The organism is Mesorhizobium sp. B2-4-18 (genome assembly GCF_006441385.1).
GTDB classification, from domain to species: Bacteria; Pseudomonadota; Alphaproteobacteria; order Rhizobiales; family Rhizobiaceae; genus Mesorhizobium; species Mesorhizobium australicum.
Genome location: NZ_VFUW01000007.1, coordinates 39346 through 66344, shown reverse-complemented (window position 1 = coordinate 66344; position 26999 = coordinate 39346). Strand labels below are relative to the sequence as shown.

Below are 26999 nucleotides of genomic sequence, written 5' to 3'. Positions count from 1 at the left end.
AAACGATGTCGCCGCCTATTGGATGGTGTCGACTCCGTTGCTCGACGAGCCGAAGTCGCCGAGGGTGCGGAACGAGAGGTTGAATCCGATGCTTTGCGTCACTTCCCTGGTGTTCAGGTCACGCGACTGCGCGTACGTCATCAGATAGGTGAAGCAGGAATCGTTGTAGGCGAAGCCCACCCCGTCCTTGACCAGCAGGCCCTCCTGCAAATCGTAGGTTCCTGTCCCGAACACGCGCCAGTTCTCGGCAAGATGCGTGGATGCACCCAGCGTGACCTCGTGACGGTCGGTGGTGAAACCGTAGAGCGGCTGCGCCTGGATGAAGGCATACTTCGCGCTCAACGATACCGGCAGGCCGGAGTAGGCAGCTTTCAGCTCGGCGCGGCGGATCTCGAAGCTCTGTTCGTCGAACCGGCCGCTGACCGAAGCCGCGAATCCATTGGGGCTGGTTATGCCAAACAGGCCGACATAGTCGGACTTGGTGGTCTCAAGGCCTGAATTTGCGCCGACATTGACCAGATCGGGTGCCGCGAAGGAGTTCTCGCCGCCAATTTGATAGGATTGGCCGAAGATGGCATTGGTGCCCCAGCCATTGATGTAGGAGCCGGAATAGCGGAGCCCGACATTGGCACGCGAGCCGCCCTCGATGCGGTCATAACCGGAGAACTTGTCGCGCTCGAACAGCGTGGTCGCATCGAAAACCATGCTCTGCGCGTCTTCGTTCGGAATGGAGAGGCCGCCGACATACTGTTCGTTCGGACGCAGGAACACCTGTGCCATCGGCTCGACAACATGGCTCGAGCCGCTGGCCAGCGAGAACAACAGCGGCCAGCTCATCTCGAGCCCGGCAGTCGCCATGTAGCGGGCAAAGGACGAGCGCATGTCTTCGCTGGCATTTATCACAGGGTTGGCGGCCATCTCCTGAATGGCCGCAAGCGAAGCTGATGAAGCGCGGACGTAATCAACGTCGCCCTGGAATGCCAGCAGCGGTGTCAATACCAGCCCGTCATCGGTGACGAAGCTCCGTTTCCACTCGGCCTCGGCGGTGAGGCGGCCGGACTCGCCTTCGATGCCGCGCACGCGCTGAGCAAGCGTAGAAGAGTCGTATGGCGTGTTGAAAGCCTCGTCGAGATCTTCGCGGCGGATGACGCGCATGTTGACGTTGAGCGACAACTGGCCGCCGGCGACCGATGTGTCGGGGATATAGGCATAGTCGAGCGAGGGCAGCACCCAGGGCTGCTGGCCGCTTCGCGCGGCGGCATTGTCGTTGGGCGTATCTTCCTGGACCTCGAAATGCATGGCGCGCACGTCGAAATAATTACGGTCGTTGAGACCAGTCAGGTAGACCGAGGACTGATGGACATACGAATTGTACTTGGCGATGTTGTAGGTATTTGAGAAATTCTTATCGGTCTGCAGCAACACGTCCCAGCCGAAATTCCAGCGTTCGTTGATGGCGAACTGCCCTTGCGTGCCCATCATGCCGCGGAACTTGTTCGGATCGCCCACCGCGCCGGAATCGATATTGTGGCCAGCGGTCGAGGGGAACGCGGCGCTGTCGAGGAAGTCGTCCGGATTCTGCTGCTGGATCCCGGCAACCTTGAATGTGTATTCGCCATTGTTGAAGCGCTGGCGCCATTCGGCTTCGCCGAGGAAGCCCTGCTTGGTGTAACCGCTTCCGGTCACCGTCAGGTCATATGTCGGCGAAAGGGCGAAATAATAGGGAACCTTGACGCTATACCCCAGATGGCTGTTGTAGCCGATGCTGGGGATCAGGAAGCCGCTCTTGCGCTTCACGGTGGGATCGGCGATCTCGAACGCCGGCAGGTAAGCCAGCGGAAAGCCGAAGAACTCGAAATTCGCGTTCTCGAAGCGAACCGTCTTCTTCTCACCGTTCCAGATGATCTTCCTGGCTTTGACGCGCCATGTCGGCGCCTTGTCGGGCTTGTCCTCGCACGGTTCGCAGGCGGTGTAGACACCATTGTGGAAAGTGGTCAGCACGCCGCCCATGCGTTCGGCGCTTTCGGCGGCGAAATAGGCCTTGTCGACCGTTTCAACGCGCAGCGCGTTGACGAAACCGTCGGCGAAATCGTCGGTGATGTCGATGTGTTGTGAATTGATCTTCGTGCCGTCGCTGTTGACGATTTCGACATTGCCACTGGCAACCATCCGCTTGGTGTTGCGGTTGTAGACGACCTTCTGGGCGACGAGGCGGTTGCCGCCATAGTCGATCTGCACGCCGCCGACGGCGGTCACGGTCTGGTTGTCGTTGTTGTATTCCAGCGTGTCGGCGGCCAGCAGCATCTGCGAACCGGATGGAACGGTGGCCGCCAAGTTGCCGACCTCCTGCGCGAAGGCCGGCAGCGGGACGCCGCAGGCAAGCAGGCACGCCAAGGCGCTCGCCGCATAAAGGCGCGCCAAATGGGCCTGCCTGTCGCTGGGCAAAAACGCCTCCCTCACTAGCCGTCTTCCTTGTATAGCAGGAAAGTCACCCCGAAGAACATAGCTACCACGACCGGCACCCAGGCGGCTATGGCAGTCGGCACGAACCCCGCCACGCCGAACGCCTTCACCAGCACCGAAACGACATAAAGCAGAAACCCGGCAACGACGCCACCCAGAATCATCGTTGCCGATTGTCCCATCCTCGCAAATCGCATTGAAACTGTTGCAGCAATCAGCGTCATGGCGACGAGCAGGAACGGCAACGCCACCAGCGAATCAAACTGCATGGCAAAGGCATTTGCCTTGAGGCCGAAGGAACGGGCAACCTCGATTTTTCCGGGCAGGTCATAGAAGGGAATTGTCTCCGGGCGCGCCAGCCGCTCCTGCACGAATTCCGGCTTCAGATTGGTCGGCACACGATCGCTCGCGACGGGCTGGATGGTGCCGTTCCTGAAGGTCTTCACATCCTGCAATTCCCAATAGCCGTCGCGCAGGTAGGCCCGTGCCGCGTCCTTGCGCTCGACGATGTTGCCTTGCTGGTCGAGGATGAAAAACACGGCGTCGGCCATCTCCAGGCCCTGGTCGAGGATAGCCCGCGCGCCGATGATCGTGTCGCCGGAACTGGTTTTCTGGCGAATCCAGGGCGCGGCATCTGCTGAAACGGTATTGGACTTGCCGGAGCGCAGCTCGGTCTCGATCTGTTCGGACAAGGAGAAAGCGTGGGCGGCAAGCGGGTTGATGATCCCGACCGACACGACGCCGAACAGCAATGCGCCGATGCAGCACGGCAAAAGGAACTGCCAGGCGGAGACACCCGCGGACCGCGCGATGACGAGTTCGTAACGCCGGTTGAGCGAAACCAGCGTCGCCATCGCCGAGAACAAGCCGACAAACGGCACCGTCTGCAGCATGATCATGGGCATTCGAAGGCCTGAAATGGCCATCGCCGTCCCATAGGTGAAGCCCGGCAGGCCAGTGGTGCGGCCCGACAATTCCGTGAAATCGATCAGGAACACCAGCGCCAGAAGGCCGATGAAGAACCAGATCGTGATCGCCACGTAACGGAAGAAGAAGTAACGGCCCAGCGTCCAGCCCATCAGCCGACTCCCTGGCCCGAGGTGTCGCGCCTGGACAAACGAGACTTGAGGGCATTCCACCCGTCACCGATGCGGCTGGCCAGGTTTGTCATCCAGTCCGCCCAGGCAACCGGCAGTTCCATGGTCCGGTTCGACACGATGAACCAGATCGCCACCGCGGAAGCCGCGATCGGTATGCCATACACCACATAGGAATATTGCGGGACCTCGTCGGCCTTGCTTGCGGCGAAGAACCCCAGCCAGCGTACGAACAGCGATATCGCGATGGCGGTGATCAGCGGATTGACGCGCGCCTCGCGATGCGAACGCGCGTCTCCCGCGACCGCGAGCGCGATCAGTGCGAAAACCATGGAGTATGTCCATTCCGAAAACCGCTGGTCGATCTCCGCCCGGTACTCCTGCGGACTTTGCTGGTAGTTCTTGTCGTTGGGGCTTGGATTGAGCAGGTACTGGGTGGTCTGGTCTTTTGGCAGGAGCGTCACCTGGTTGGCCGCCGACATGAAGGCCGACATGTCGAAGGCATAGGACGTGAACCGGATAACACTGAGGTCGCCTGTCAGCGTCTTGCGATGGATGACGCCGTCATTCATCATCAGCACCTTTTCGCCGCCCCGCTCGATGATGCTGCCGGTCTTGGCATAATAGACGAGATTGACGCCTTCCTCACGGGAATCGGCGACGAAGATGCCACCCAGCCGGTTGTCGGGAAGCCGCTCGCCAATCTGCAGGAACAGTCCTTCCTCGATCTTGCGGAAGGTGCCTTCCTGAATGATCAGCGACAAAAGGTCGGCGCGCGACTCCGCCACCAGGGCGCGGTTCTTCTGTCGTGCATAGGGGTCGATGCCGTTGTCCACGGCGAATGAAAAGACGCTGGCGGCCAGCGCCAGCAGCATGATCGGCCGCACGATGGTCCAGCGCGAGGCACCCGATGCATTGACCACCGCGAGTTCCGAATCCGAATTCATCACGCTGAGTGTCTGCGCGACCGCCACCACGAGCGCGAAAGGCACGACGATTGGAACGATAGAAGGGAGAATGAGAGACGCGACCTCGAAGAAGGTCAAGGCCGACTGGCCGCTGTCCGTGACCAGATTGATCTTGGCCAGCACCTGCGTCGTCCACACGATGGCCAGCGTCCAGACCAGCGCTGCGATGAAGACAACGAAAGTGCGCCGCATGATGTAGCATTCAATGACCTTCATGAAGGCTTTACTCGATTTTCTCGAACGGCATCATGCCACCACGCTAAGGGTAGCTGTCCGGCGACGCCCGCACAACTGGCTCCGTTGGGCTGCATCAGGCAGGCGATCTGGTTCCCGTCCCACGTCGCGTGCCGCAGCGGATCGGAGTGTCGGCGGCAATGGATAAGAAAGGACGAACATCGATGGTTAACAACAGGTTGCGGCATGAAGCGGGGCCGTGCCGCGACGAATCGCCTTCGATTCCACGTCTCATATGGGTAGCCATTTTGGCAAAGTCTTGCCAAATGCCGGAAAACGACCAAATGTCGCGGATCACTTCAAACCGCTTCGCGCAAAGTCGCCCAATCCCCGAAAGCAGGACATGATGAACCCGAGACCGTCGATCGCCTTTGCGAAATTCGCCGCGCCCCAGGCGGCGGCGAGCAGGAAGGGCACGGTCTTCGTGCTGTCGGCGGATAATGGCGGCCTGAGCGATGCGGCCAGGGCTTACGATCCGGGCAAGACGCTGGATCGGGCTTTCCCGATCGCCGAGTTTACCGGCAAGCTCGCCGGCATCGTCGAAATCCTGGCGCCGGAAACGACGTCGCTCGACAGGTTGGTCGCGATCGGCGCCGGCAAGGTCGCGGGGCTCGACGAATATGCCTGGCTGAAGCTCGGCGGCACCATTGCGGCATCGCTGCGCAAGGCAACCGACGTGGCCGTGGTGCTCGACCTGGCCGGCGCTTCGCCCGATGGCAAGGACGCCGCGAACCTCGCGGCGGGCATTCTTTTGCGCAGCTATTCCTTCGACAAGTACAAGACCAGGAAGGATAAGGACGACGGCCAAGGAGGCGGCCAGGGGGGTGGCCAAGGGAACGGTAAGCCCGATCCGAAAAAGCCGGTCAAGGTGACCATCCATACCGCCGACCCCGCAGGCGCCAAGAAAGCTTTCGCCGATGCCGAGGCGGTGATCGACGGTGTGCTTCTGGCGCGCGATCTCGTCAACGAACCGGCAAACGTGCTGGGACCTGTCGAGTTCGCCGCCCGCGCCAAGGAACTCGAGGCACTCGGCGTCAACGTCGAGATCCTGACCGAGAAGGAGATGAAGAAGCTCGGCATGGGTTCGCTGCTCGGCGTCGCGCAAGGCTCGCCCCGGGGCGCCCGCATGGCGGTCATGCAGTGGAACGGCGGCAAGCCGAAGGACAGGCCCGTCGCCTTCGTCGGCAAGGGTGTCACATTCGACACCGGCGGCAATTCGATCAAGCCGGCCTCGGGCATGGAGGACATGAAGGGCGACATGGGCGGGGCCGCCGCCGTGACCGGGTTGATGCATGCGCTTGCCGCGCGCAAAGCCAAGGCCAATGTCGTCGGCATCATCGGTCTTGTCGAAAACGCGGTCGACGGTCATGCCCAGCGCCCCGGCGACATCGTCACCTCCATGTCCGGACAGACCATCGAGGTGCTCAACACCGACGCGGAGGGGCGCCTCGTTCTGGCCGACGCGCTGTGGTACTGCAACGACCGCTTCCAGCCGAAATTCATGGTCAACCTGGCAACGCTGACCGGCGCCATCATGGTTGCGCTCGGCCTGCATTATGCCGGCCTGTTCTCCAACGACGACGAACTGGCGCAAAGGCTGACCGCCGCCGGACAGTCAACGCAGGAACGGCTGTGGCGCATGCCGCTCGGCGCCGAATACGACAAGCTGATCGATTCCAAGAACGCCGACATGAAGAACATCGGCGGCCGCTACGGCGGCGCGATCATTGCCGCGCAGTTCCTGCAGCGCTTCGTCAAGGACACGCCCTGGGCGCATCTCGATATTGCCGGGACCGCGATGGGCTCGCCGTTGAACGAGATCAACCAGTCCTGGGGTTCGGGTTTCGGCGTTCGGCTGCTGGACCGGCTGGTGCGTGATCACTACGAGAGCTGACGTTCGTCCATGGCCGATGTGCTGTTCTACCATCTGACCGAATCGACGCTGGAGGATGCGCTGCCGGGCCTGCTCGAGCGCAGCGTCGATCGCGGCTGGCGCGCCGCGGTGCAGACCGGCACCGAGGAGCGGCGCGACGCGCTCGACCAGCATCTGTGGACTTTCCGCGACGATTCTTTCCTGGCGCACGCGACCGATCGCGAAGCTTATCCCGGTGAACAGCCAATCCTGTTGACCACCGGCGAGGGCAATCCCAACCAAGCCAAGATCAGGTTCCTCGTAGACGGCGCGGCTCCGCCCGACCTCGGCGGCTATGAGCGTGCGGTGTTCCTGTTCGACGGCCATGACGCGGCCCAGGTCGAGATGGCCCGGGCGCATTGGAAGACGATGAAGGACGCCGGCCACGCCGTGACCTACTGGCAGCAAGCCGCGGACCGCCGCTGGGAGCGCAAGGCGTAGAGCAATTCCACGGAAAGTGTGGACCTATCCCGGGAAAAGCGCGCAGCGCCTTGCCTGGCGAATTGCGCTAGAACGAAGAGCAGTTCGACGTTCGCCTGGAACGATGAACAACTCCAGCCCGGCGGCTTTCGCGGAGGACGGTTCTAAAGCCTTGCCTTGATCCGTGTCTGTTTCCTGGTGACGTAGTCGCCGTATTTCAATTTCGCGGACTCGTCCGACCGGTTCCGATGCGAACTCCTGAAAACGTACCACTCGCCATCAGGCGACTTGCGCTTGTAGATCGCTTTGCCGGTCTGGCGATGCTCGAAGCAGGTCATTGAGCCCTTCACGCCCCAGGAGCCGTGCCATTGCGCGCGGTAGCACAACTTGCCGCCGCCGGGGATGAACCATATCCCGTCGCCATAGCCCGGCTGGCCCTTTTCCGTCGACCAGGCATTAAATTGCCGCTGCTTGACGGCAAAGAACGCGGCCCCGTGATTGCCCCACATCCACGAACGGTTCTGATAGATCTGGTAGACGCCTTCGTCGGGCACCACGGCGCCCTTTTGCGCCTGCTCGGCGATTTTGGCCGCTGTCTTGGCTGTCGCGGGGACCTGTAAGGCAAGAACAAGAACGGAGCAGGCGAATGCCGCTCCAAGACAATTACCCAGCACTCGTTTCACGGAACTACTCCACGGACTGATTCACGCCACGCCTCACCATCATGCCGAAACGCTGGTTCGGCATGGATGGCAAACAAACAGAAAGATGGAGATCCATCCCGATCGTGTCGGGACGCATCGGGACGACGCGTCTACGGCAGGACGTGCTGGGTCACCCTCCAGTCGGGCAGACCATAGCCCCCCAGCCACGGCCACACTTCCTTCTGGTTGAAGTAGACAACTGAAGTCAGCGCCGGGAACTCCGCATAGGACTTGCGAGAATCGTCCTGCCACTTCGAAACATAGTCCTGCTTGCCGACATAGCCGAGTTCCGCCACCACGATCGGCTTGTTGAACCCCGCAACGCGATCATAGCCTGGCTTCAGCAACTCGGCGAACGTACGGTCGTGACCGGCCTCGTCGTTGTCCTTTTTCTGCAGGCCGAACACCGACAGGCCGATCACGTCGACATAGTCGTCACCAGGGTAGTATTTTTCCAAGCCTTCATCGCCTTTGGGCGACCACATATATTTGGCCGTGGGGGCGGCCTTGCGGCAGATATCGACTTCGCGCTTGTAGGCGGAAATCCAGTCCTTCGGTGCCCAGTTGGCCCAGGTGAAGCGACCGTTCTTGTCTTCCATTTCTTGCGCCCAGCGAATGGTCACCGGGCTTTTCATCTGTCCCACCAAGCCGCAGATCGCCTGCATATTGGCATCATATCTGCCGCCCAATATGCCGTCTCGCAGCTCGGGCGGGGTGATGCGCCAGTCCTTCGACCAGGTCCACGGCTCGATCGTGATCAACAGCGAGCGCCCGCGCTGCTGGGCATAAGCATCGGCCAGAGGCAGCGTCGATAAATCGACGTCTTCCCAAGGCAGGAACAGTTCCTCGATGCTGGCGGTCTTGTCATTGGTGAAATCGCCATACGGATCGTACGACCCGAATGCCGACGCGGCGCTGCTCGTCTGAACGGGGTCCGTCACGGGGACGGAGCCGGCGCCTCCCGCCGTGGGGAACGCGGCGCTTCCGCCCAAAACCAGCGTGACTACAAGCGCATTTGCTGCGGAGCGTTTCATTGTTTGCCTCCCAAGGCCCGACTTCCTACGGAAGCCAAGGCTTCGCCCGGCGCGTCGATGCCTGATCGACACGCCTATCCAACACCCATCGGCTCTATTGGCGTAATCTGCGGGATTTCGGAGCGACCATTGGCGAGTGTGCGAACTTGGCACGGACCCACCCAAAATTATCCCTCAAGGCTCCGATACTGAAGAGCTTCAGAGAGAAAGTTCGCCGCGATACTCACAAATTCGCGTCAACATCCCGATACATCATCCCTAGCTAATTTAAGAGCCGGTCGGGGCCAAGAGTCAAGCACAATTAACGGTTGCTTAACCTTGGCGCTCGCAACGCGGTTAACGCTGCTTGTCCTCATCCAGACATGGGGACCAGCCCCTCTCGGTGAATTCCTCAACGCAAAACGTCCGGCTTGCCCGTCCAGCGCTGGTCGGGGGCGCGCGACCGCCGGATCGGCCCGGCGATTCAAAGGCGTTAGGTTAACCAGTTCCCAAGAAGTATAGTTAAGAAGCTCTTAATTTAGTTGACTCTAATAAGTTTAGGATGGATTCTGGCGCCGGGGTTGAAGGTTGTCGGCCGTCTTCGGCTGACGCTTAGAGTGGCGGCGGTACGTGTATGAGTGTTTCCGCGGACGTGGCGACCATCAGCGGTAAGACGAGGCCGAAACGCGGGTCTCGGGCGGCTCTGGCCAAGGCGGCGCAGAAGGGCCCTTTTCTGGTTCCCGTCCTGTCGGCCACTCAGCAATGGATCCTGAGGCTGGCGCTGGCATTCTGGTTCGTCACGCTCGGTTTTTTCTGGATCTGGTGGCTAAGGCCCGAGCATGTCGAGTACATCGGGCCATACGCCTTCGCGACGACGGTGCTGGCCTGGCTGACGCTGATGCCGATGTATTTCCTGTTATTCGTGCTTGTGTCGAAAAGGCCGTCCAAATTTCACACGGTCGCTGCGAGTTCAAGGGTGGCGATGGTGGTGACGAAAGCGCCATCCGAACCGTTTTTCGTGGTTGCGCGCACGCTCGAGGCGATGCTTGCGCAGGATTATCCTCACGACACCTGGCTTGCCGACGAGGACCCTTCCGAGGAGACGATCGCATGGTGCGAGGCGCGAAACATCCAGATTTCGACGCGGCGAGGCCGGGAAGACTATCATCGCAAGACCTGGCCGCGGCGAACCCGTTGCAAGGAAGGCAATCTCGCGTTCTTCTATGATCACTACGGCTATGAACGCTACGACTTCGTCGCCCAGATGGACGCCGATCACGTGCCGACGCTGACCTATCTGCGCGAGATGCTGGCGGCCTTCGCCGACCCCGCTGTCGGCTATGTCTCGGCGCCGAGCATTTGCGACAACAATGCCGCCGAGAGTTGGTCGGCCCGCGGCCGACTGTTCGTGGAGGGAATGCTGCACGGCCTGCTGCAGTCCGGCTACACGAGCGTCGGAGCGCCACTGTGCATAGGCTCGCACTATGCAGTGCGCACCGCCGCATTGAAGCAGGCGGGCGGGCTTGGCCCAGAACTGGCCGAAGACCACTCGACCTCCATGCTGATCAACGCGGGGGGCTGGCGCGGCGTGCATGCAATCGACGCCATTGCGCACGGTGATGGCCCGCAGACTTTCGCCGACCTCGTCACTCAGGAATTCCAGTGGTCGAGGAGCCTGACCACCATCCTGCTCGAATACTCGCCCATGTATCTCTCCAAGCTGAGGTTGCGATTGAGGTTGCAGTTCGTTTTCTGCCAGCTTTGGTACCCGCTGTTCGCACTGCTCGCGCTCTCCACGTATCTCATGCCGATCTACGCGCTGTTTTCTGGCCGGAACTTCGCCAATGTGACATATCTGGATTTCATTCTCCATTATGCGCCGAGTTCGGTTACGCCGATCGTCTTGGTGATGATGTTGAAGGCGTTCGCGCTCTCACGACCGGTAACGGCCAAGGCACTCAGCTGGGAAGGTATGCTGTTTCATTTCTTCGCGCGCTGGCCGTGGGTGCTGGCGGGCACGCTGTCGGCCGTCCGCGACTATCTGACCAAATCGTTTGTCGATTTTCGCGTCACACCGAAGGGCCGCGGCCCGAAGGATCTCCTGCCGGTTCGTGTCGTCATCCCCTATGTGGCGCTTGCCGTCGGTGCGTCGTTGCCCGTGCTCCTTGTACAAAATCCGCAGAGCGCCACGGGTTTTTACTGGTTCGCCGCGTTCAATGCAGCTTTATATAGCCTGCTGACCATAGTGATCATTGCCAAGCACGTCACCGAGAACAAGATTTCCCTGCGGCCAAGTATCGGCAAATTTGTCTTGCAGGCTTCGCTCGCCGGCGTGGCTTTAACGGCTCCGCTCGCGGGTTTTTACGGCCGCGGCCTGGAGGGCATTTACGGACTGCAGCAGGGTGCCGGCGCCGTTCATCTCGTCAAGATGGCTTTCCCAGTTTCGGGCGCCGGCATGGGCGAAATCGGCGCCCGCAATTTCTACTTCGATCCAGGTTGGGAAACGCAGCGCTGAGCGTCCCCTAACACCTGCAACAGCCCTTCGACTCTGCCAGCCTGAGCGCCGATCGCCGTCGTTGCCACCGGTGCGGAGGCTTCGTTTGCCGAAGCACCCCCACGCCAGGCTCCCCGCCAGCCTCCGATGCAATCAATCGAATTTTCGTCATATCCGAGCGAACACCGAAAGACTGTGTTCATTATGCTGTTTGCACGAATTTTAATAAGTTCGTTCTAATATACGTATGCAGATTGAGTGGCGATGATCACTTAAAAAGTGCGGAAAGAAGCCGACTATAAAGTATATCACCCGCACATAACCGAATTATGTTTAAGGGTAGAGAGATGCAGATGAACAGGGTTATGGAACATTTGGCCAACAACGGCAGAAAATATACCTGTGCTGTTGCTGCTTTTGTGCTCGTCTCGATGGTGTCCGGCTGCCAGACCATGGATACAACCAAGACCGGCTCGATCAACGGGCGAACCATCGACTACGGGTTCGGCAAAATGGCCCATCACGCTGGGAAGGTCCATCACGTCAAGACAAAGCTTCTCTACCGCAAACCGCTTACACAGATGAGCGTCGTGACGCGTACCAGGGAGGAGGCCTACGCGGCCTTCGTGCGGCCGCAACGGATTGATAGGCCGGCACCGGTGAAGGTTTCCTACAGCCCGGGCAATGGCGGTCAGTTCCTGGGGCATTCGCCCTGGATTTGCGGCCCGAGCGGTTTCGGCCAGCGCGCCAGCTGCCGTTCGCGTTACTAGAGCATTGGACCTAAATGCACGTCGCCCGGAAGTGTCCTCGGTTCCGGGGCAACGACATGCATAAAATCAGAATGCATGTCGCCCGGAAGTGTGCTCGGTTCCGGGACAACGACATGCAGATCAGAAGCTTAAAGCAGGTCGGGCGAATCCTATTCGCCGCGACATGTGTAAGTGGCGGTGCCTGACCGAGGGCTGCCGCCGAGGCCTTCGCTGGGGGCACGAGTCGAGGGCGAGAGGTGGGCGCAGGGTTGCGCCTTATCTCTTGCCCTTCGACCGCCACGGGCTCGTGGCCATGAATATCCCTGGCGTTCCGATCTCCTCATGAAGGCCGGCTCGGGCGGAGCCAGCCGTCATCGTCGCCGGGCGCCGGCCGTGGCCGCGCGACATAGGCCGATGATCCGTTTGCCTCGTGATAGACGCGGGCCAGCATTTCCGCCAGCACGCCCGACGTCACCATCTGCACTCCGGCGATCAGCAGAAAGAAGCCAGTGAACAGCATCGGCCGTGTTCCGATGTCTTGCGCGAAAAACAGCTTCAGGCAAAGCAGATAGGCAAGTATCAGCGAACCTAGCGCGCCAAGCGCGATGCCGATGCCACCGAAGAAATGTCCGGGCCGTGTGCGATAGCGCATGAAGAAATACATGAACACCAGATCGAGCACGACCCTGAAGGTGCGCGAAATGCCGTATTTGGACTGGCCGTGGATGCGGGCATGATGCGTCACGACCTCCTGCGCGATGCGTCTGGGGGTCGTCACGGTAGCCAGCCATGCCGGGATGAAGCGGTGCATCTCGCCATAGAGCTTGACGCTGCGGATGACGCTGCCGCGATAGACCTTGAGGCTGCAGCCATAGTCCTTGAGGCGCACGCCGGTGACGCGCGCGATCAGCGCATTGGCGATACGCGAAGGGAGCCTGCGCATCAAAAGCCCCTCCTGGCGGTCCTTGCGCCAGCCGACCACCAAGTCGAGATCCTCGCTCAGCAGGCGGTAGACCATGCGCGGGATGTCGAAGGGATCATTTTGCAGGTCGCCGTCGATCGTGGCGATGACATCGCCGCGCGCCGCGTCGATGCCGGCCTGCATCGCGGCGGTCTGCTTGTAATTGCGCACGAGTTCGACCGCATGCACATGCGGGCCATAATGCGCAGCCAGGCGCCTGATCTCGCTCACCGTCGCGTCGGTGCTGCCGTCATCGACCAGCACGACCTCCCACGGCTGCTCGTAGCGCTCCATCGCCTGGTGAATCCGCGTCAGCAGCGGCTCGACGTTTTCGGCCTCGTTGTACATGGGCACGACGATGGACAGCGTATGGTCCGGCATCATCGCGCCCTCAGGCAGCCCCGAAGCGGGGATGGGCAATATGTTCATTGGGATGGCTTCCTTGCAGGTCCGACGGCCGGAGTCCCTGGCAGCGTCGATTTCGAGGGAAACAGCCAGGCTATAGCGCCGGTGGCGATAGCCGAGCAGAAGATGAACAGGTGCAGCGCCAGGGCCGCCTGCAGACCGCTCTTCATCGCAATTCCGGATGTGAGCAGTGCCGCCGCCGCTCCCGCTTCATAAGTGCCGAAGCCGGCGACGCCTTGCACCGGCAATATTGCGGCGCCTTCGGCCCCGACGACGCCTGGAAAGGCCGTCGTGAAGGATGTTCCCAGTATCAGGGCCAGCAGCCATCCCTGCACGGCGAGCTTCAGCGACCAGTTGGCGATCGTCCACCACCAGCCGTAACGCGAGCGCCCGGTCGCCTCGGTGAAGGTGTCGCGCAGCAGGCCGAGCTTCGCCACGATCCTGCCGCGCCCGGCCCAGTCATGCGGCGCGCGCGCCCAGCGCGGCAGGTACCAGGCGGCAGCGATCAAGGCGGCGATCCCAGCGATCCTTATCGCCGCATGCAGGCCCGGCCACACCGCCAGCGCCAGCACGCCGACGACGAAAGCGTCCTGCAGCCTGAACCACAGCAGCGAGGCGCTGGCGCGCATGATCGGCACGCCGAAGACCTGGCGCAGGAGCAAGGGAAAGGCCGTCTCGCCGCCCCGGAAGGGTACGACGTTGATCATCGCATTGTGGATCAGAATGACGCGCAGGCAGGCTCCGAAACGGCCATTCACCTCGTCGCGGAACTCGTCGCAGACGCGTAGCGCACGCAAGACATAGGTGACGAAAAAGGCGATCGTCGCCACCGCGAACGTAGCTGGCGTGATGCGGTCGAATGCATCGCCGACCATCCGCCAGCGCGAGTCGCTTGCCAGCCAAGCCAGCAGGGCCAGCGTCACGATTATCGAGATTGCTCTTTTCAACCAATTCTCCGCCGGTTTTCACCGCCGAGTTCCAGCGGCGGCATCGTGGCGACTGAACGTCCAAGGCGTCATCCTGGGGCGGTTCGCCTGGCCCACCGCCTTGCCGGCCTTCCGCGGGGCGGATGCGTGGCCGCTGAGCCGTCGGGCCATATCCTGTCAAGGCCCACAGCTGTCGCAGCTCTCATGGACGGGTGATCCTATAGACCAGCAAAGCATCCGAATCCACAAGCTTGGTTGCGGTCTTGTCCAGATAGTCGACGACGCCGTCATGATGCTCGATGAACAACTGGTCCTGATTGTCGGCAGCGTTCTTGGCCGTGCCGAACAGATCCGCGCCTTGACCGCGCAACTCCTCGAGCTGGGCAATCGCGGTGGCGTCGTCCGCGACGAATTTCGACCATTCGACATCGCCTCCGCCAGGCGGGAACACCCAGCCGCGTGCCCTGCTGTAGTAGACGGCGACGGGATCGCCGACCTCCGGCGCGATGGCCACGACGAGGTCGCCCGGTTGCGCCAACCGCGCCAACTCCTCGCCGAGCAGCTTGCCGTTCATCGCGACCGGCGCCTTCATTGTCCTCACGAGAGGAAAGGTCGACCACACGAGGGTCACGACAACGATACAGATCGAACGCAGCACGACCGGCGACAGAACGGTTCCCGATGCAAACGTTGCCAGAAGAAGCGCGCCGCGGCCGCAGAACATCGCGAACGGCACATGGAAAATGTGGTAATTCCAGGGGTTGCTGGTGATTTCGCGCGCCGCCGCCAGGTAGACGATCATGGCCGCACCCAGCCAAATATAGGGAATGGCCGAAAGGGTGCGCTGCGTCGGGTCTTCGGCGGGGCCGGGCGGTATCCAGAAACCGACCGCGATCAGCGCCATGAACGGATAGCCGTAGAACCACCAGACAGAGGTGTTCCACACGGATTTGAAGTAGAAGCCATCATTGACGAACGTCCACAATCCGGAGTTCCAGATGTAGCCGCTGCCTGCGACGTGATAGGGTGGATAGCTGCGGCCGAGATAGATGGCCCAGCTGAAATAGGCGCCGATGATGGCCAGGCTCAAAAATCCCCACAGGAAGACCTCGGTCGCCTGCCGTCGTTTCTTCTGCAGAATCCAGCGCACCATCAGGTAGAAGATGACGGCGCCCGCCGCCACGCCCGGCGGCTTTGCCAGCGCACCGAGCGTGAAGCTGACGGCGGCGAGCGGCAAAAGCCATCGGCTGCCGCCAGCCCAGTATTTGGCGAACAGCCAAACGCCTGTTGTTACAAGTGCCAGCATCGAGGGATCGGGCAGGAACGAGCTGTCGATCATGATCGCCGCCGGCATCAGCGCGTAGGCGAGCGCCGCCGCATGGGCATGCGTTTGGCCCCAGCATAGCGCCGTCAACCTGTGCAGCGAAAACACCGTCACCAGACCGAAGAAGGCCGCAACCACGCGGCCAAACCAGTCGTGCCAGCCGAAGAGTTGGTAGAGCAGGGCGGTCAGATAGCTGACGATCTGGAACTCGCGGCCCTGATAACTCGGGCCGGGTCCGGTCCAACTCACCTCCGGGAAGAAGATGTTCCAGCTGCGCTGTTGAAAATTGTCGGCCATCATTGCCGTGCTTGTCTCGCGCCAGCTGAAAGCGTCGACCAGCGGCAAGGTTATGTTGTGGAACCTGAACACGACCGCGATGAACAGGATCCCCAGCAAGATCGCCGTGTCGAGGTTCAGGTAATTGCGAGCAGCCGGGTCCCGAGCGATCGGCTGCTGCAGGTATTGCTGAACCTCGGCCTGATTCAATTCCGGATCGTCGCCCATTTGGAACCGCGTCCTCTGTGACGTCTGCGGATGTTGCTTTTGCGCGCGATTGTCAAAGGCGAGGGAGTATACGACGCAATCCTTAATTTTGGCGACAGCGGGCGCCGCGAAAGTTGACATCGCGGCTCCCGCGGCTGTTAAATAATTCGCAAAGGCTGTCGCGCCGATAGCGCTGCCCTGGGCCGCACAGACATGCCAACGCTGATTGTACCGATAGCTCCGACCAGGTCGCCGCCGCATGGCGTAGATCGTCTGCGGCGCAGGGAACGTCGTCGGTCCGCACGTTTCACGCTGCTCCTGTTTGTCCTGGCCCTCTGCGGCCAGGTGGCCCTCCCGGGAACGTCCCACGCGGCTGCCGCCAAGGACAGCGCACCTGCAAAAGCGGATAGCGCTATTGCTCCAATTGCCGCCACTGTTCCAACAGCCTATGAGCTGCAGCTTCTGTATGCCGATCGCACATGGATATGGGAAAATGGAGCGGCCTATTTCGCGAAGGGCAATCGGCGCCTTGAGGCCTGGACGTCGGGGCAGGATTCAGCGTCTGTCGCAGAGGGCAGGTGGCTGGTGACCAAAGACGGCAAGATGTGCATGGATGTCGCTTGGCGGTCCAACAGCTACAAGGGCAAACAGCGCCGCACCTGCTACAGCCACCGAATCAAGGATGGAACGATCGAGCAACGCAAGGATCCGGACGGAGAATGGTACAGTTTCAAACGAACTCCCGAAGGTCCTTCCGACGAATACCGAAAATTCGAATCTGGTGATACCAAGGCCGCGCGGTTCGAAGAGGCCCGCAAGTTGATCGACTCCAAGAACTGATGCATATCGCTCGGAAGTGTCCTCGGTTCCGGGACAACGACATGCACGAATCAGAAGCTTACAGCAGGTCGGGCGAATCCTATTCGCCGCGGCAGGCGCCGTTCCTGGCTCCGTTGGCCCCTCCCGATACCACATCGGTGACGGCGTGTCCGGAGGGGCGGATTCAGGCAGGCCGCTTTTGCCAGGCCTGTGAAGAAGCTTGCGAATCGCTTATAAAACGCTGAGCAGTCCGGCTGGAATTGTCGGCGCACCGACCGCCGATTGGCGCAATCACTTTTCTCTGACAGAACGACGAGACGATGGATCCAACACCATATGGTTTTCATGAAATTTAATAATTAGTGATGTCTAATATTTGTGTGTGATGTGCGAGTGGTCACTGAAACGGCGTGAAGCGGCGCAGGTGTCGCAACGCGCCCCAGCTTATACTCAAAGGCAAGGGACACATGGGGAACAATTCCGCAATGGGCGCTTCTCGCCTAAGCAAGAAAGCTCTCTCTATTGTTGTGGTGGCGATGACCTCTCTGGTTGCAGGATGTCAGGGGATGGATACGACCAGAACCGGTTCCGTCCTCATTGCACCGGTCGCGCATCCGCTCCGGAGCAAGCCTTCAGTCCGACCGGTCCAGGCTGGATACATCGTGCGTTCGCTCAGGATCGAGCCTGAGGTGCTGATGACAAGGACTATCCGCACCACTGAAAGAACTTACGCTTTTGCTCCGCCACCGCCGATCGCGATCCGCACAACGGGACCCGTGAAGGTCGCTTTCAGTCCTGTCGATGAAGGTGAGTTGTTAGGAGGCTCGCCTTACATCTGCAGCCCCAGCGGATTTGGCCAACGCGCAAGCTGCCACCCGCGCTATCTCTGATCTATCGAGCAGCGACCGCTACCGCGCCGTCGCTTGGTGGCAGTATCACCGGTTTCGTCCGCAGCCCGAAGAATGGGGCGGCGGTCCTGACGATCGTGTCGATGTCGGAAAGCTGCGGCACAAAGCCAAGATGCGCGCGCGCCTTGCTCGGGTCGGCATAGAGTTCGGCCGGATCTCCCGGGCGCCGGGCCCTGAAGACGGCCGGAACAGATCTTGACGTCATCCGGCTGACCGCCTGGACAATCTCCTTGATGGACACGCCTCGCCCGGTGCCGAGGTTGACCGCCAGGCTTTGTCCACCGCCCTCCAAATGTTGGAGAGCTTTCAAATGGGCGCGGGCCAGATCGCTGACGTGGATATAGTCGCGCACGCAAGTCCCGTCCGATGTCTCATAATCCGTGCCGAAGACCTCGACCTCGTCGATGATGCCTGACGCCGCCATCAGCACCCTGGGAACCAGATGCGTTTCCGGCGAATGCCACTCGCCGAGCTCCCCGTCGGGATCGGCCCCGCAGGCATTGAAGTAGCGCAGGATGGCGAACTTCATTCCGTATGCGTTGGCATAGTCGCTGATGATCTGTTCGCCTATCAGCTTGGTGCGCCCATACGGGCTGATCGGATTTTGCGGAGAGGTCTCACGAATAGGCAGCGCTTCCGGAACGCCGTAGGTGGCGCAGCTGCTGGAGAAGATGATGTTCTCAATCGAATGCGCGCGTGCGGCGTCGAGTACGGCGATGGTGCCCGTGACATTGGTGGAATAGTATTCGGCCGGCTGATCGACGGACTCTCCAACATAAGCGAGCGCCGCGAAATGGATGATGGATGCGGGCCGATAGGCTTCGATCGCCGCCCGCAATGCATCCCGGTCGCGGATATCGCCGACGACAAGCGGACCCCAGGCAACGGATTTCCGATTGCCGCGGGACATGTTGTCGAATGCCACCGGCAGATAACCGGCCGCGGCAAGCAGCTTGCACGTATGGCTGCCGATAAAGCCGGCTCCCCCTGTCACCAGGACTGCCGGCTGGCTCATGAAGCCGCGGCCCCTTTGGTAATCCGGCTCCCGTAGAGCAGGGCGTCGAAATAGTCGACGGTATGCGCGAGCCCTTGGGCCAGGCTGATCTTCGGCTCCCAGCCAAGATTGCTCCTGGCGAAGGAAATATCCGGCTTGCGTTGTCTGGGATCGTCGATCGGCAATGGCCGATGAACGATTTTCGATCTGGAGTTGGTATAGCTGACAACCAGTGTCGCGAGTTCCATGATGGTGAATTCGCCGGGATTGCCGAGGTTGACCGGATGGGCAGGCGCACTCGGCGCATTCATCAGCCGCATGAAGCCCTCGATCAGGTCGTCGGCGTAGCAGAAGGAGCGGGTCTGCAGGCCGCTGCCATAGACGGTCAGGTCTTCGCCACGCAACGCCTGGACGATGAAGTTCGAGACGACGCGCCCGTCATCGGGTTGCATGCGACGACCGTAGGTGTTGAAGATACGGGCTACGCGAATATCGAGGCCATACGTCCTCGAATAGTCGAAAAAAAGGGTTTCGGCCGAACGCTTGCCTTCATCATAGCAGGAGCGCGGTCCGTGCGTGTTCACATTGCCGAAATAGCTTTCGGGCTGCGGGTGCACGAACGGATCGCCGTAGACCTCGGAAGTCGAGGCCTGGAATATCTTGGCATTGTTCCGACGCGCGAGTTCCAACAGGTTCAGCGCGCCAAGCACACTGGTCTTGAAGGTATGGATCGGATCTGCCTGATAATGTGGCGGAGAAGCAGGGCAGGCTAGATTGTAGATCTCGTCGAACCGAAGGTCCAAAGGCAAAGCATCGACGATGTCGTGCTCCATGCAGCTGAATCTCGGATCGCGCAGCAGCGTATTGAGATTGTATCTTTTGCCGGTATGGAAATTGTCCAGTGCGACGACGTCGTATCCGTCCTGCAAAAGTCGTTCGCACAAATGCGATCCCAGGAAGCCCGCGCCTCCAGCGACCAGCGCACGGCCTCGGTTATGGTCGTTGCCGTTGCCCCTTTGATCGTTTCTGGAACCAAGTTTCAGAACCTTGATGACCTTACTCATGCTTTCCTCCACGCACCGCACACGCTACCGCCGGGCAGGGCAAAGCACTGCCCGGCCACGTCCTTAAACGCGGCAATCTCCGCATCCGCGGATCGCCATCACTGATGTGCGCTTGTCACTAGCTGAGTTACGAGGCCGCTGCCGCCCGGCTTGTATCTGCCGTTCAGCAGTCCATGCGCCCCAAGATCGCGATCACGCGCCCCATGCCATCATCGCCGATTGCTCGCCCAAATTGCACATCCCAACGCCCTGAAAATATACCTGTGGAAATTCAAGTCAACTAAATTAGAGATTTCTTAACCAATTGTGTTTGCCATTGGTTAATCATGGCCGACGCGTTCCCGGCGCGGGCGCGGATCGCCAATGGCGCGGTTCTTCATTTTGAATCAGCATATTGGCTCGATCCAAGCAGATTTCGCAGGCAGCCGCGATCTGTTCTCGGGTGCCATCAAAAGCCTGATGTCGAGGAATAGGGCGGAGTATCCTTGTGAGATCATTGGGGTGGGTCGCCCCTGGGCACTGTCTGAAATGAAGAGCGATTCAGAAGGCGTCAAATCTTCAGGTTGCAATGAGATTGCTGCCCAAATCCGCTGGGACTGCAGACATAAACGCCTGGCCGTGAATACTTTGCCAGTATCTCTCTGCTGACGGAATCCACGTCGCAACTGGCAGCGGCGCAGAGCAGACCAAGAGTCAAAATTAGAAGGCAAAATCGGCCCGCAGGAATGACTTTTAACGCCGATTTCTCTCTGTCGGGCCGCCCGTGTCCTCTGTGCATTCGAGGTTCCTCATCCGCCAAGGTATGAGTCGACATCCCCTTCTCGCCTGCAGGCGCATCGAAGTCATAGTGGAATGCCGGCCATCTCGGCAATGGCATTTGAGGGCATAGGCTAGCTGCTGTCCATGGCGCGACCACGCATCCAGGTTGACCGCGGCACCTGGCGCGCGGGCCGCAAAAATGGTCGAGATGGCCCGTTTCTCCGCGGGCCATCTCGTTCAGGCAACCACAAAAAAGGGGGGCGCCTGTTGTCGTGTGGCAGACCGCTCCTGACGCGGCGCCATGCTCCAGCTTGGCTATGTTACGCCCGCTCATTTCCTTCTTGCCGGCGGGCTTACTGCCCGCCCATTTCCTTCTTGAATGTGTCGAAATCGACCTGCATGCCGTTGAAGATAGTGCTCCAGTGGCGCGTCAGCGCCGCCATCGCCACGGCTTCCTCGATCTCCTCGTCGGTAGCGCCGGCGCGCTTGGCGTCCTGCGTGTCCGACCAGATGCAGTAGGTGCAAGGAATCTGCGCCGCCACGGCCAAGGAGATCAGCGACTTGACCTTGGGCGGCAGCGCCGTCTTGTCGCTGAGCTCGATGGCCTTGACCTCGGCCCAGGCACCGGGCAGACCGGTTTTGGGAAACTGTTTTACAAAGCTTGGGACGCCGCCCATGGTCGACTGTATGTCCTTGAGGGTTGCATCATAGTCGTCGGCATGGGCAGGCGCGGAGCCGAGCGACAGGACACAGGCCGCTGCGGCGGACAGGAACACATGCTGGGATGAAGACTGCACGGATTTGACGATGCGATGGTACGACATGGTTTTCTCCTCTGGTCTTTGTTAGCCTTACGATGTAAGGTGACGGCGAAAATGAACCTTACACTGTAAGTTGTCAAGCGGCGCCATGGATCAATCAATCACGAAACAGAGAGCGCGCGGGCGTCTGTCGCGCGAAATGATCGAGGACGCGGCTTTCGAGGTGATCGAGAGGGAGGGCCTTTCCGGCTTTTCGATGCGCAAGCTCGCCGCCGCGCTCGGCTGCGAGGCCATGAGCATCTATCATCACTTCCCCTCGGTGGCGCATCTGCACGAGGCGCTGATCGACCGGCTGATCGGCGCCCTTGAAGTGCCTGACACCAGCCTTCCCTGGCGGGAAAGAATGCGTGTTGCCGTCGACGATTTCCGCCGCATCGGCCGCGAGCATCCCGCCTATTCCACTTTCATTGTTACCTACCGGATGAATTCGCCGACTTGCCTTGCCTGGTTGAACGGCATTATCGGCTTGTTCAAGGATGGCGGCTTCGACGCGGAACTCAGTGCGCGGCTCTTCCGCGCCGTGGGCTATTATCTGATGGGCGCGGTGCTGGATGAGAACGCGGGCTATTCCAGAGGCCCGTCCGCGGTGAACACCGTCAGCGACGAGCAACTGGCCAGGGACTATCCAAACGTCGTGGAGGCCGGGCGCTTTTTTGGCGCCGCCGAATTCGACAAGACCTTCGAACTCGGCCTCGACATGCTGCTGGACGAAATGGAACGCCTGCGCGACGGCGCCGATATAAGCCGAATGTCCGGTAAGGTTTGATTGCAAGGTGACCGCCTGAATGCGCTTTCTCTTCGTCCTGATCCTGTTGGCCGGCACCGGCATCGGTCTCATCTACCCTTGGGCGACGGCCAATTTTTCCGGCCGCGAAATCGGCACCTGGCGGGTCTACGAGCAGGGCCGATTCAAGCCGTTGACCGTATCGCTTAGGGATCGCGATGCGCCGGTGCGGGTGATGGTGGACCTGACCGCGAGGGCCGAACGCATCGTTTCGCAGCAGCGCACTGTGTTGACGCTGACCGCGGCCACCAATGGCCACACGGTGCTTGCCTCGACGCTGCAGTTCAACCATGTGGACAATCCGCGCCAGGCCAGCCCGCAACTGCCCGACAAGATCTTTCGCGACGAGGCTGGCCTGATCGCCACCGTCAGCCCTGGCGCTTACGTCTTCACGGTCGGCCCGGGCGATGCCGAGGACATACCGATGCGAGCGGTCGACCTTGTGTTGCGCTCCGGTGTCGGGGAAATCGACGGCCGCGCGCGGCCGATAGGCTTCTCGCTGATGGCGGTCGGCCTGATCGGTTTCTTGCTGTCCTTGCGTTCGGCTGGCGGGCGACCGGAAAATCCGAATTCGCAGCCGCCGCCGCCACGTTGGGGCAGGGGTCCCACATGAACTATCGCCACGCCTACCACGCCGGCAATTTTGCCGATGTCGTCAAGCATGTCGTGCTGACGCGCCTGCTCGACTACCTGAAGCAAAAGGACAAGGCGTTTCGCGTCATCGACACCCATGCCGGCATTGGCCGCTACGATCTGTCGTCACTCGAAGCGCACAAGACAGGCGAGTGGCAGGGCGGCATCGGCAGGCTGATAGATGCCTCGTTCGATGCGAAGGCGGCAGCGCTGCTGGCGCCTTATCTGGCGGCGGTGCGCTCGCTCAATCCGGAGGGCGGCGTAAAGAAATATCCGGGCTCGCCGCTGCTCGCGCGCAATCTCCTGCGCAAGCAGGACCGGTTGTCGGCGATCGAGCTGCACCCGAAAGACGCCGCCAGGCTGAAGACGGAGTTCGCCGGCGATTTTCAGACAAAGGTGATGGAACTGGACGGCTGGCTTGCGCTCGGAGCGCACCTGCCGCCGAAGGAAAAGCGCGGCCTGGTGCTCATCGATCCGCCCTTCGAGGAAGAGGGTGAGTTCGGCCGCCTCGTCGACGGGCTGGTGAAGGCGCACAGGCGCTGGCCCAGTGGCATCTACGCGCTGTGGTATCCGATCAAGGACCGCAAGGCGGTGATCGCCTTCAGGAAAGCGCTGAAGCAATCCGGCATCTCGAAAATCCTCGACATAGAATTCGAGATCAGGCCAGCCTCTTCCGATCCCAGCCTCGATGGCACCGGCATGGTGGTGGTCAATCCGCCCTTCACGCTGGAAGGCGAACTGCGAACCATGCTGCCGGCACTGCACAAATTGCTCGCCGTGGGCAAGCCGGCCCACTGGTCGCTGGAATGGCTGGCCGGCGAGCAGGTCCCGCCGCCGGGATAGCCTTTTTCGATCGCCGCGTTCCTTACGACCGCACGATCAGTCCTTGGGGAACTTAGCCGTTACCCGCGGCGCCGGTTTCTGGAAACCATTGTTTCGGCAACCGCTTGACCGCCGCCGAGCGAATCCGCACAGTGCGCGCAATCGACCTTGAGAGGCTGCCATGACTCGCTTCGCCAAATCCGCACTTGCTGCCCTGATTTCGCTCTGCACGCCCCTTGCCGCGCCTCTCGGTGTCACCCGGGCGGTCCAGGCGGCCGACCTCGGCGTCTATACTGAGGATGATGGCAGCATCTGTGGCGAGACATGGGTGCTGAGCAAGATCACGCATCGGTTCTCCTACCAGGTGCATCACGTGCCCCATCTGCCCGACGTCGCCATTACCGATTTTCGCGACATTCGCCAGCACCGTTATCAGCAGGCGAGCGAGGAATGGCCGATCGGTCGTCACTATTGCCGGGCAACCGTCAGCCTGTCGGATGGCCGGGACCGATCGATCTTCTATCTGATCGAGGAAGGCCAGGGCTTTGCCTCGATCGGCGACAATGTCGAGTTCTGCGTCTCGGGCTTCGATCGCTGGATGGTCTATAACGGCCGTTGCCGCGTCCTGCGCTGAACGCACCTCGTTCTCCCTCCGATCTTTTTCGCGCCTGCGGCCTGAAGGGGGCGCAGGCGAGACGCTGACGCCCCGGCGGGTCGGCGCCTGCGCCGGCGTCGCACTCGGCGCCATCTGTCTCGGCTATCAGCCGTGATGACAACGCGCTCCTTGTCGAAACACGCGGCAATTCCGCCGCCGTCGAACTGTCGACGGGCGGCTCGCCGTATCGTGAGGCGGTGAACCAAGGCTCGTCGCTTTGCTATTTTCTGCGACGCGTTGCCTCTGCCTGATCGATGATCTTGCGAAGAAAGGCAATGTGACCGCGAAACGCCCGCCGCCCGGCCGTCGTGACCCTGATCCGTGTCTGCGGTCGGCGTCCGACGAAAAGCTTTTCAATATCGACATAGCCAGCTCTGGCCAGCGTATCGAGATGTGCTCCGAGATTGCCGTCGGTGACTTCGATCATGGCTTTCAACTGGACGAACTCCAGGGTCTCGCGCCTTTCCAGCGTGTTCAGGACGGCCATGATCCTGAGCCGTGTACTCTGGTGGATGATGTCATCGGCGCTCATCAACAGGCTCCAATGCGGCAAAGCCTTGGGTTGTCGCCATATGGCTTGGCGATTTTGCGGTGCCATTTGCTTCTGTATGGCCGAAACCGACGGCGCAATCGCATCTCATGCAGAATACTCTGTTCTACAGAGTATTCTGTCAATCGGGAAGCCGGTGCTCAAGCCATGCTTGACAAGGTGATCTTCAGATCGACCGTCGCATCGCGCTCGTGATCCGCGCGAACCGCGCGCCTGCAAAAGATGATCGCTTCGATGACGCGGCGGGTTATGATGTTCACGGCCAAGGATCACGCGTGAAGCCGCTCGCTAATCTTCGGATCTTGATGGCGAGATCGCATCGGGAACGCCGGTATCGATTTGCTGGCGACGTCAGAAGATCAGCAGCGGATTTTTGCGATGATGAGTGTGATTGTGTGTGGATCGCAACTAAAATTTAAGTTGAGAAAATCATACCATTGCTTCGCTGGCTAGCGAGACGCGAGTCAGATATGCATTGCGCGCCGGGGTCATTCACGGCCATCGGCATAACGTGAAGGGGCATGACATGGCTAAGCAGTCATCTAAAGCGCCGGCATCCAAGGCACCGGCAAAGAAAGCACCCGCAAAAGCAGTCGCGGCGAAGGCCGCAACAGCAGTGAAGAAAGCAGCGCCTGCCAAGGCGGCGGCAAAGCCGGCAGCGAAGGCGCCGGCCAAGAAACCGGCGGCGGCCAAGGCTGTCGCGAAGCCGGCAGTGAAGAAGGCGGCGCCCGCGAAAGCGGCGGCGAAGCCGGCGGCGAAAGCGGCGCCGGCCAAGAAGCCTGCTGCCAAGGCGACGGCCAAACCCACAGCCAAACCCGCTGCCAAGAAGGCGGCTCCCGCGAAAGCCGCGGCGAGGCCGGCAGCAAAAGCGGCACCGGCCAAGAAGCCGGCGGCCAAGCCAGCTGCCAAAGCAGCCGCCGCCGCGACCAAGCCGGCGGTGAAGAAAGCCCCAGCGCCGAAGGCAAAGGCAGCACCTGCGAAGGCGAAGACTCCGGTCAAGAAGTAGACGGATCGTTGGGGCGTCGCGTGTCCTTCGGGATCCGGCAAGGACGCTCTGACGCTCTGGATCGGAGCATGTTCGGCAACGGGTTCAGCCCTCTGGGCTGAGCGTCGGGAAGGGGCCGAGGGGCAAGCAAAGCGAGGCGCCGGTTGGCTGCCTCGCTCGCCCAACTTTTTTGCTCCTCGCGGTGGTTGGCGAATGTATCGGCGTGACGCTTAGCGCCTGCGAAGCATGGGTGCCGGAAAAGTGTGGGCGCACGTTCGAATCGGGCGGCTTTTTGTGGTGGCCTGCTGATACTTTCCAGAGTACCGGTATCAGGCTTGTCGTGATGCCAGGGCGGAAACCGCAGCCGGTTTCTGGCCGCTGTTTTTTTGCACTCTGGCAATTGATCGCGACAGTCCTGCGGTCAACACTGGATGTTTGCAAACAGGAAACCGATCATGCCGAAGCTGCTCTACGCGTCCGCCTCTCCCTACAGCTCCAAGGTAAGGATGGCAGCGGCCTATGCCGGGATCGCCCTCGATGAGGTGCCGGTCAAGACCGAGGACAGGCCGGCCGAACTGATCGGCGCCAATCCGCTCGGCAAGATCCCGGTGCTGGTGCTCGACGATGGCCGTTCGGTTCACGACAGCCGCGCCATTACCCAGCACCTCAACCGGATTTCGAAGAACGCCTTGTTTCCACGCAATCCCGACAAGCGTCTGGAAGCGGAAGTGCTGGAGGCGCTGGCGGACGGTATCTGCGATTGCGCGCTGTCGATGGTCTACGAACGCCGCACCCGGCCTGAAGAGATGGTCTATCAGCCCTGGCTCGACCGGCAGTGGGCGAAGATCATGGCGGCACTCGATCTGCTCAACGCCAATCCGCCAAAGCTGCCGAAGAAGATCACGGCCGGTCAGTTGGCATTGCGTGCCTGCCTCGGCTATCTCTCGCTCCGCTTTGGCGGTCGATGGGAGAAGGGGCGCGGCCGGTTGACCCGCTGGGCGGCGCGTTTCGACGAAAAATTCCCAGAGCTGAAGTCCGCGGTTCCGGCCTGA

Annotated in this window: 24 protein-coding genes; 12 read left to right on the top strand and 12 right to left on the bottom strand. The window is 60.9% G+C overall.

The annotated features are described in order from the left end of the window. Positions 1 to 15: 15 nt before the first annotated feature. Genes FJ527_RS17965 through lptF form a run of 3 tightly spaced genes read right to left on the bottom strand, consistent with a single transcriptional unit; the run spans position 16 to position 4744 of the window. The gene (locus FJ527_RS17965) at positions 16 to 2460 is read right to left on the bottom strand and encodes an LPS-assembly protein LptD (RefSeq protein ID WP_181166386.1); all 2445 of its coding nucleotides are present in this window, start codon (positions 2458 to 2460) and stop codon (positions 16 to 18) included. After that, positions 2460 to 3545 carry an LPS export ABC transporter permease LptG gene (gene lptG, locus FJ527_RS17960; protein ID WP_023795292.1) on the bottom strand — a complete coding sequence of 362 codons (1086 nt, stop codon included), beginning with the start codon at positions 3543 to 3545 and terminating at the stop codon, positions 2460 to 2462. The genes FJ527_RS17965 and lptG overlap by 1 nt, the downstream gene beginning before the upstream one ends. Next, positions 3542 to 4744, bottom strand: a complete 1203-nt coding sequence (gene lptF / locus FJ527_RS17955; protein ID WP_140823727.1) for an LPS export ABC transporter permease LptF — start codon at positions 4742 to 4744, stop codon at positions 3542 to 3544. The genes lptG and lptF overlap by 4 nt, the downstream gene beginning before the upstream one ends. 364 nt (positions 4745 to 5108) lie before the next feature. Between lptF and FJ527_RS17950 the strand changes: the two genes are divergently transcribed. Both FJ527_RS17950 and FJ527_RS17945 read left to right on the top strand, forming a co-directional pair. Further along, positions 5109 to 6656 (top strand): leucyl aminopeptidase, encoded by a 1548-nt coding sequence (locus tag FJ527_RS17950; RefSeq protein WP_140823726.1) that lies wholly within the window; start codon positions 5109 to 5111, stop codon positions 6654 to 6656. Between the two features lie 9 nt (positions 6657 to 6665). Beyond that, complete coding sequence (locus FJ527_RS17945) at positions 6666 to 7115, top strand: DNA polymerase III subunit chi (protein WP_140823725.1); 450 nt, start codon at positions 6666 to 6668, stop codon at positions 7113 to 7115. 143 nt (positions 7116 to 7258) lie between these two features. Here FJ527_RS17945 and FJ527_RS17940 read toward each other — a convergent pair whose 3' ends face one another. Together FJ527_RS17940 and FJ527_RS17935 are read right to left on the bottom strand one after the other, a co-directional pair. Beyond that, positions 7259 to 7777, bottom strand: a complete 519-nt coding sequence (locus FJ527_RS17940) for a DUF995 domain-containing protein (protein ID WP_140717927.1) — start codon at positions 7775 to 7777, stop codon at positions 7259 to 7261. Between the two features lie 131 nt (positions 7778 to 7908). Continuing rightward, positions 7909 to 8832: a glycoside hydrolase family 26 protein gene (locus FJ527_RS17935; protein ID WP_015318491.1), complete on the bottom strand. Its 924-nt coding sequence runs from the start codon at positions 8830 to 8832 to the stop codon at positions 7909 to 7911. 613 nt (positions 8833 to 9445) lie between these two features. Between FJ527_RS17935 and FJ527_RS17930 the strand changes: the two genes are divergently transcribed. After that, on the top strand, positions 9446 to 11326 hold the full coding sequence (locus FJ527_RS17930; protein WP_140726348.1) for a cellulose synthase catalytic subunit: 1881 nt from the start codon (positions 9446 to 9448) through the stop codon (positions 11324 to 11326). Positions 11327 to 11652: 326 nt separating this feature from the next. Further along, on the top strand, positions 11653 to 12075 hold the full coding sequence (locus tag FJ527_RS17925) for a hypothetical protein (RefSeq protein ID WP_015318489.1): 423 nt from the start codon (positions 11653 to 11655) through the stop codon (positions 12073 to 12075). 319 nt (positions 12076 to 12394) lie between these two features. Here the strand turns inward: FJ527_RS17925 and FJ527_RS17920 are convergent, their stop codons facing one another. The 3 genes from FJ527_RS17920 to FJ527_RS17910 all read right to left on the bottom strand — a co-directional run bounded on the left by FJ527_RS17920 (position 12395) and on the right by FJ527_RS17910 (position 16174). Further along, positions 12395 to 13399, bottom strand: a complete 1005-nt coding sequence (locus FJ527_RS17920) for a glycosyltransferase family 2 protein (RefSeq protein ID WP_210241254.1) — start codon at positions 13397 to 13399, stop codon at positions 12395 to 12397. Positions 13400 to 13440: 41 nt separating this feature from the next. Next, the gene (locus FJ527_RS17915; protein ID WP_140823724.1) at positions 13441 to 14367 is read right to left on the bottom strand and encodes a lysylphosphatidylglycerol synthase domain-containing protein; all 927 of its coding nucleotides are present in this window, start codon (positions 14365 to 14367) and stop codon (positions 13441 to 13443) included. 181 nt (positions 14368 to 14548) lie between these two features. Continuing rightward, entirely contained in the window at positions 14549 to 16174 is a 1626-nt protein-coding gene (locus tag FJ527_RS17910; protein WP_140726337.1) for a glycosyltransferase family 39 protein, read from the bottom strand. Positions 16175 to 16366: 192 nt separating this feature from the next. On the opposite strand from FJ527_RS17910, the gene FJ527_RS17905 reads away from it, so the two are divergent. Then, a complete protein-coding gene (locus tag FJ527_RS17905) occupies positions 16367 to 16993 on the top strand; it encodes a DUF995 domain-containing protein (protein ID WP_167331129.1) in 627 nt (208 codons plus the stop codon). Between the two features lie 870 nt (positions 16994 to 17863). On the opposite strand, the gene galE is transcribed toward FJ527_RS17905, so the two are convergent. After that, complete coding sequence (gene galE / locus FJ527_RS17895) at positions 17864 to 18895, bottom strand: UDP-glucose 4-epimerase GalE (RefSeq protein WP_140823722.1); 1032 nt, start codon at positions 18893 to 18895, stop codon at positions 17864 to 17866. Further along, on the bottom strand, positions 18892 to 19938 hold the full coding sequence (locus FJ527_RS17890) for a UDP-glucuronic acid decarboxylase family protein (RefSeq protein WP_140717917.1): 1047 nt from the start codon (positions 19936 to 19938) through the stop codon (positions 18892 to 18894). The genes galE and FJ527_RS17890 overlap by 4 nt, the downstream gene beginning before the upstream one ends. A gap of 363 nt (positions 19939 to 20301) precedes the next feature. Here FJ527_RS17890 and FJ527_RS17885 point away from each other — a divergent pair, with 363 nt between their 5' ends. After that, entirely contained in the window at positions 20302 to 20586 is a 285-nt protein-coding gene (locus FJ527_RS17885) for a hypothetical protein (RefSeq protein ID WP_140790602.1), read from the top strand. A gap of 464 nt (positions 20587 to 21050) precedes the next feature. Here the strand turns inward: FJ527_RS17885 and FJ527_RS17880 are convergent, their stop codons facing one another. After that, positions 21051 to 21521 (bottom strand): carboxymuconolactone decarboxylase family protein, encoded by a 471-nt coding sequence (locus tag FJ527_RS17880; protein ID WP_015318481.1) that lies wholly within the window; start codon positions 21519 to 21521, stop codon positions 21051 to 21053. A gap of 85 nt (positions 21522 to 21606) precedes the next feature. On the opposite strand from FJ527_RS17880, the gene FJ527_RS17875 reads away from it, so the two are divergent. The 4 genes from FJ527_RS17875 (at position 21607) to FJ527_RS17860 (ending at position 24391) form a co-directional block, all read left to right on the top strand. Beyond that, positions 21607 to 22284 (top strand): TetR/AcrR family transcriptional regulator C-terminal domain-containing protein, encoded by a 678-nt coding sequence (locus FJ527_RS17875; protein WP_140617205.1) that lies wholly within the window; start codon positions 21607 to 21609, stop codon positions 22282 to 22284. 19 nt (positions 22285 to 22303) lie between these two features. Then, complete coding sequence (locus tag FJ527_RS17870) at positions 22304 to 22915, top strand: hypothetical protein (RefSeq protein ID WP_140823721.1); 612 nt, start codon at positions 22304 to 22306, stop codon at positions 22913 to 22915. After that, positions 22912 to 23778 (top strand): 23S rRNA (adenine(2030)-N(6))-methyltransferase RlmJ, encoded by an 867-nt coding sequence (locus tag FJ527_RS17865; protein WP_140823720.1) that lies wholly within the window; start codon positions 22912 to 22914, stop codon positions 23776 to 23778. The genes FJ527_RS17870 and FJ527_RS17865 overlap by 4 nt, the downstream gene beginning before the upstream one ends. Before the next feature lie 160 nt (positions 23779 to 23938). Continuing rightward, on the top strand, positions 23939 to 24391 hold the full coding sequence (locus FJ527_RS17860; RefSeq protein ID WP_015318477.1) for a hypothetical protein: 453 nt from the start codon (positions 23939 to 23941) through the stop codon (positions 24389 to 24391). A gap of 241 nt (positions 24392 to 24632) precedes the next feature. On the opposite strand, the gene FJ527_RS17850 is transcribed toward FJ527_RS17860, so the two are convergent. Continuing rightward, a complete protein-coding gene (locus tag FJ527_RS17850) occupies positions 24633 to 24944 on the bottom strand; it encodes a transcriptional regulator (RefSeq protein ID WP_140726323.1) in 312 nt (103 codons plus the stop codon). Positions 24945 to 25578: 634 nt separating this feature from the next. On the opposite strand from FJ527_RS17850, the gene FJ527_RS17845 reads away from it, so the two are divergent. Further along, positions 25579 to 25968 (top strand): hypothetical protein, encoded by a 390-nt coding sequence (locus FJ527_RS17845; RefSeq protein WP_181166385.1) that lies wholly within the window; start codon positions 25579 to 25581, stop codon positions 25966 to 25968. A gap of 434 nt (positions 25969 to 26402) precedes the next feature. Further along, positions 26403 to 26999, top strand: coding sequence for a glutathione S-transferase family protein (locus FJ527_RS17840; RefSeq protein ID WP_140823718.1), 597 nt, complete (start codon positions 26403 to 26405; stop codon positions 26997 to 26999).

Coding starts and splice junctions, on each gene's coding strand:
- FJ527_RS17875 (WP_140617205.1), top strand. CDS start 21,607: ATGGATCAATCAATCACGAAACAGAGAGCGCGCGGGCGTCTGTCGCGC.
- FJ527_RS17890 (WP_140717917.1), bottom strand. CDS start 19,938: ATGAGTAAGGTCATCAAGGTTCTGAAACTTGGTTCCAGAAACGATCAA.
- galE (WP_140823722.1), bottom strand. CDS start 18,895: ATGAGCCAGCCGGCAGTCCTGGTGACAGGGGGAGCCGGCTTTATCGGC.
- FJ527_RS17885 (WP_140790602.1), top strand. CDS start 20,302: ATGGCGCGGTTCTTCATTTTGAATCAGCATATTGGCTCGATCCAAGCA.
- lptF (WP_140823727.1), bottom strand. CDS start 4,744: ATGAAGGTCATTGAATGCTACATCATGCGGCGCACTTTCGTTGTCTTC.
- FJ527_RS17925 (WP_015318489.1), top strand. CDS start 11,653: ATGCAGATGAACAGGGTTATGGAACATTTGGCCAACAACGGCAGAAAA.
- FJ527_RS17860 (WP_015318477.1), top strand. CDS start 23,939: ATGACTCGCTTCGCCAAATCCGCACTTGCTGCCCTGATTTCGCTCTGC.
- FJ527_RS17880 (WP_015318481.1), bottom strand. CDS start 21,521: ATGTCGTACCATCGCATCGTCAAATCCGTGCAGTCTTCATCCCAGCAT.
- FJ527_RS17910 (WP_140726337.1), bottom strand. CDS start 16,174: ATGGGCGACGATCCGGAATTGAATCAGGCCGAGGTTCAGCAATACCTG.
- FJ527_RS17935 (WP_015318491.1), bottom strand. CDS start 8,832: ATGAAACGCTCCGCAGCAAATGCGCTTGTAGTCACGCTGGTTTTGGGC.
- FJ527_RS17850 (WP_140726323.1), bottom strand. CDS start 24,944: ATGAGCGCCGATGACATCATCCACCAGAGTACACGGCTCAGGATCATG.
- FJ527_RS17840 (WP_140823718.1), top strand. CDS start 26,403: ATGCCGAAGCTGCTCTACGCGTCCGCCTCTCCCTACAGCTCCAAGGTA.
- FJ527_RS17865 (WP_140823720.1), top strand. CDS start 22,912: ATGAACTATCGCCACGCCTACCACGCCGGCAATTTTGCCGATGTCGTC.
- FJ527_RS17950 (WP_140823726.1), top strand. CDS start 5,109: ATGAACCCGAGACCGTCGATCGCCTTTGCGAAATTCGCCGCGCCCCAG.
- FJ527_RS17870 (WP_140823721.1), top strand. CDS start 22,304: ATGCGCTTTCTCTTCGTCCTGATCCTGTTGGCCGGCACCGGCATCGGT.
- FJ527_RS17945 (WP_140823725.1), top strand. CDS start 6,666: ATGGCCGATGTGCTGTTCTACCATCTGACCGAATCGACGCTGGAGGAT.
- FJ527_RS17920 (WP_210241254.1), bottom strand. CDS start 13,399: ATGATGCCGGACCATACGCTGTCCATCGTCGTGCCCATGTACAACGAG.
- FJ527_RS17930 (WP_140726348.1), top strand. CDS start 9,446: ATGAGTGTTTCCGCGGACGTGGCGACCATCAGCGGTAAGACGAGGCCG.
- FJ527_RS17905 (WP_167331129.1), top strand. CDS start 16,367: ATGCCAACGCTGATTGTACCGATAGCTCCGACCAGGTCGCCGCCGCAT.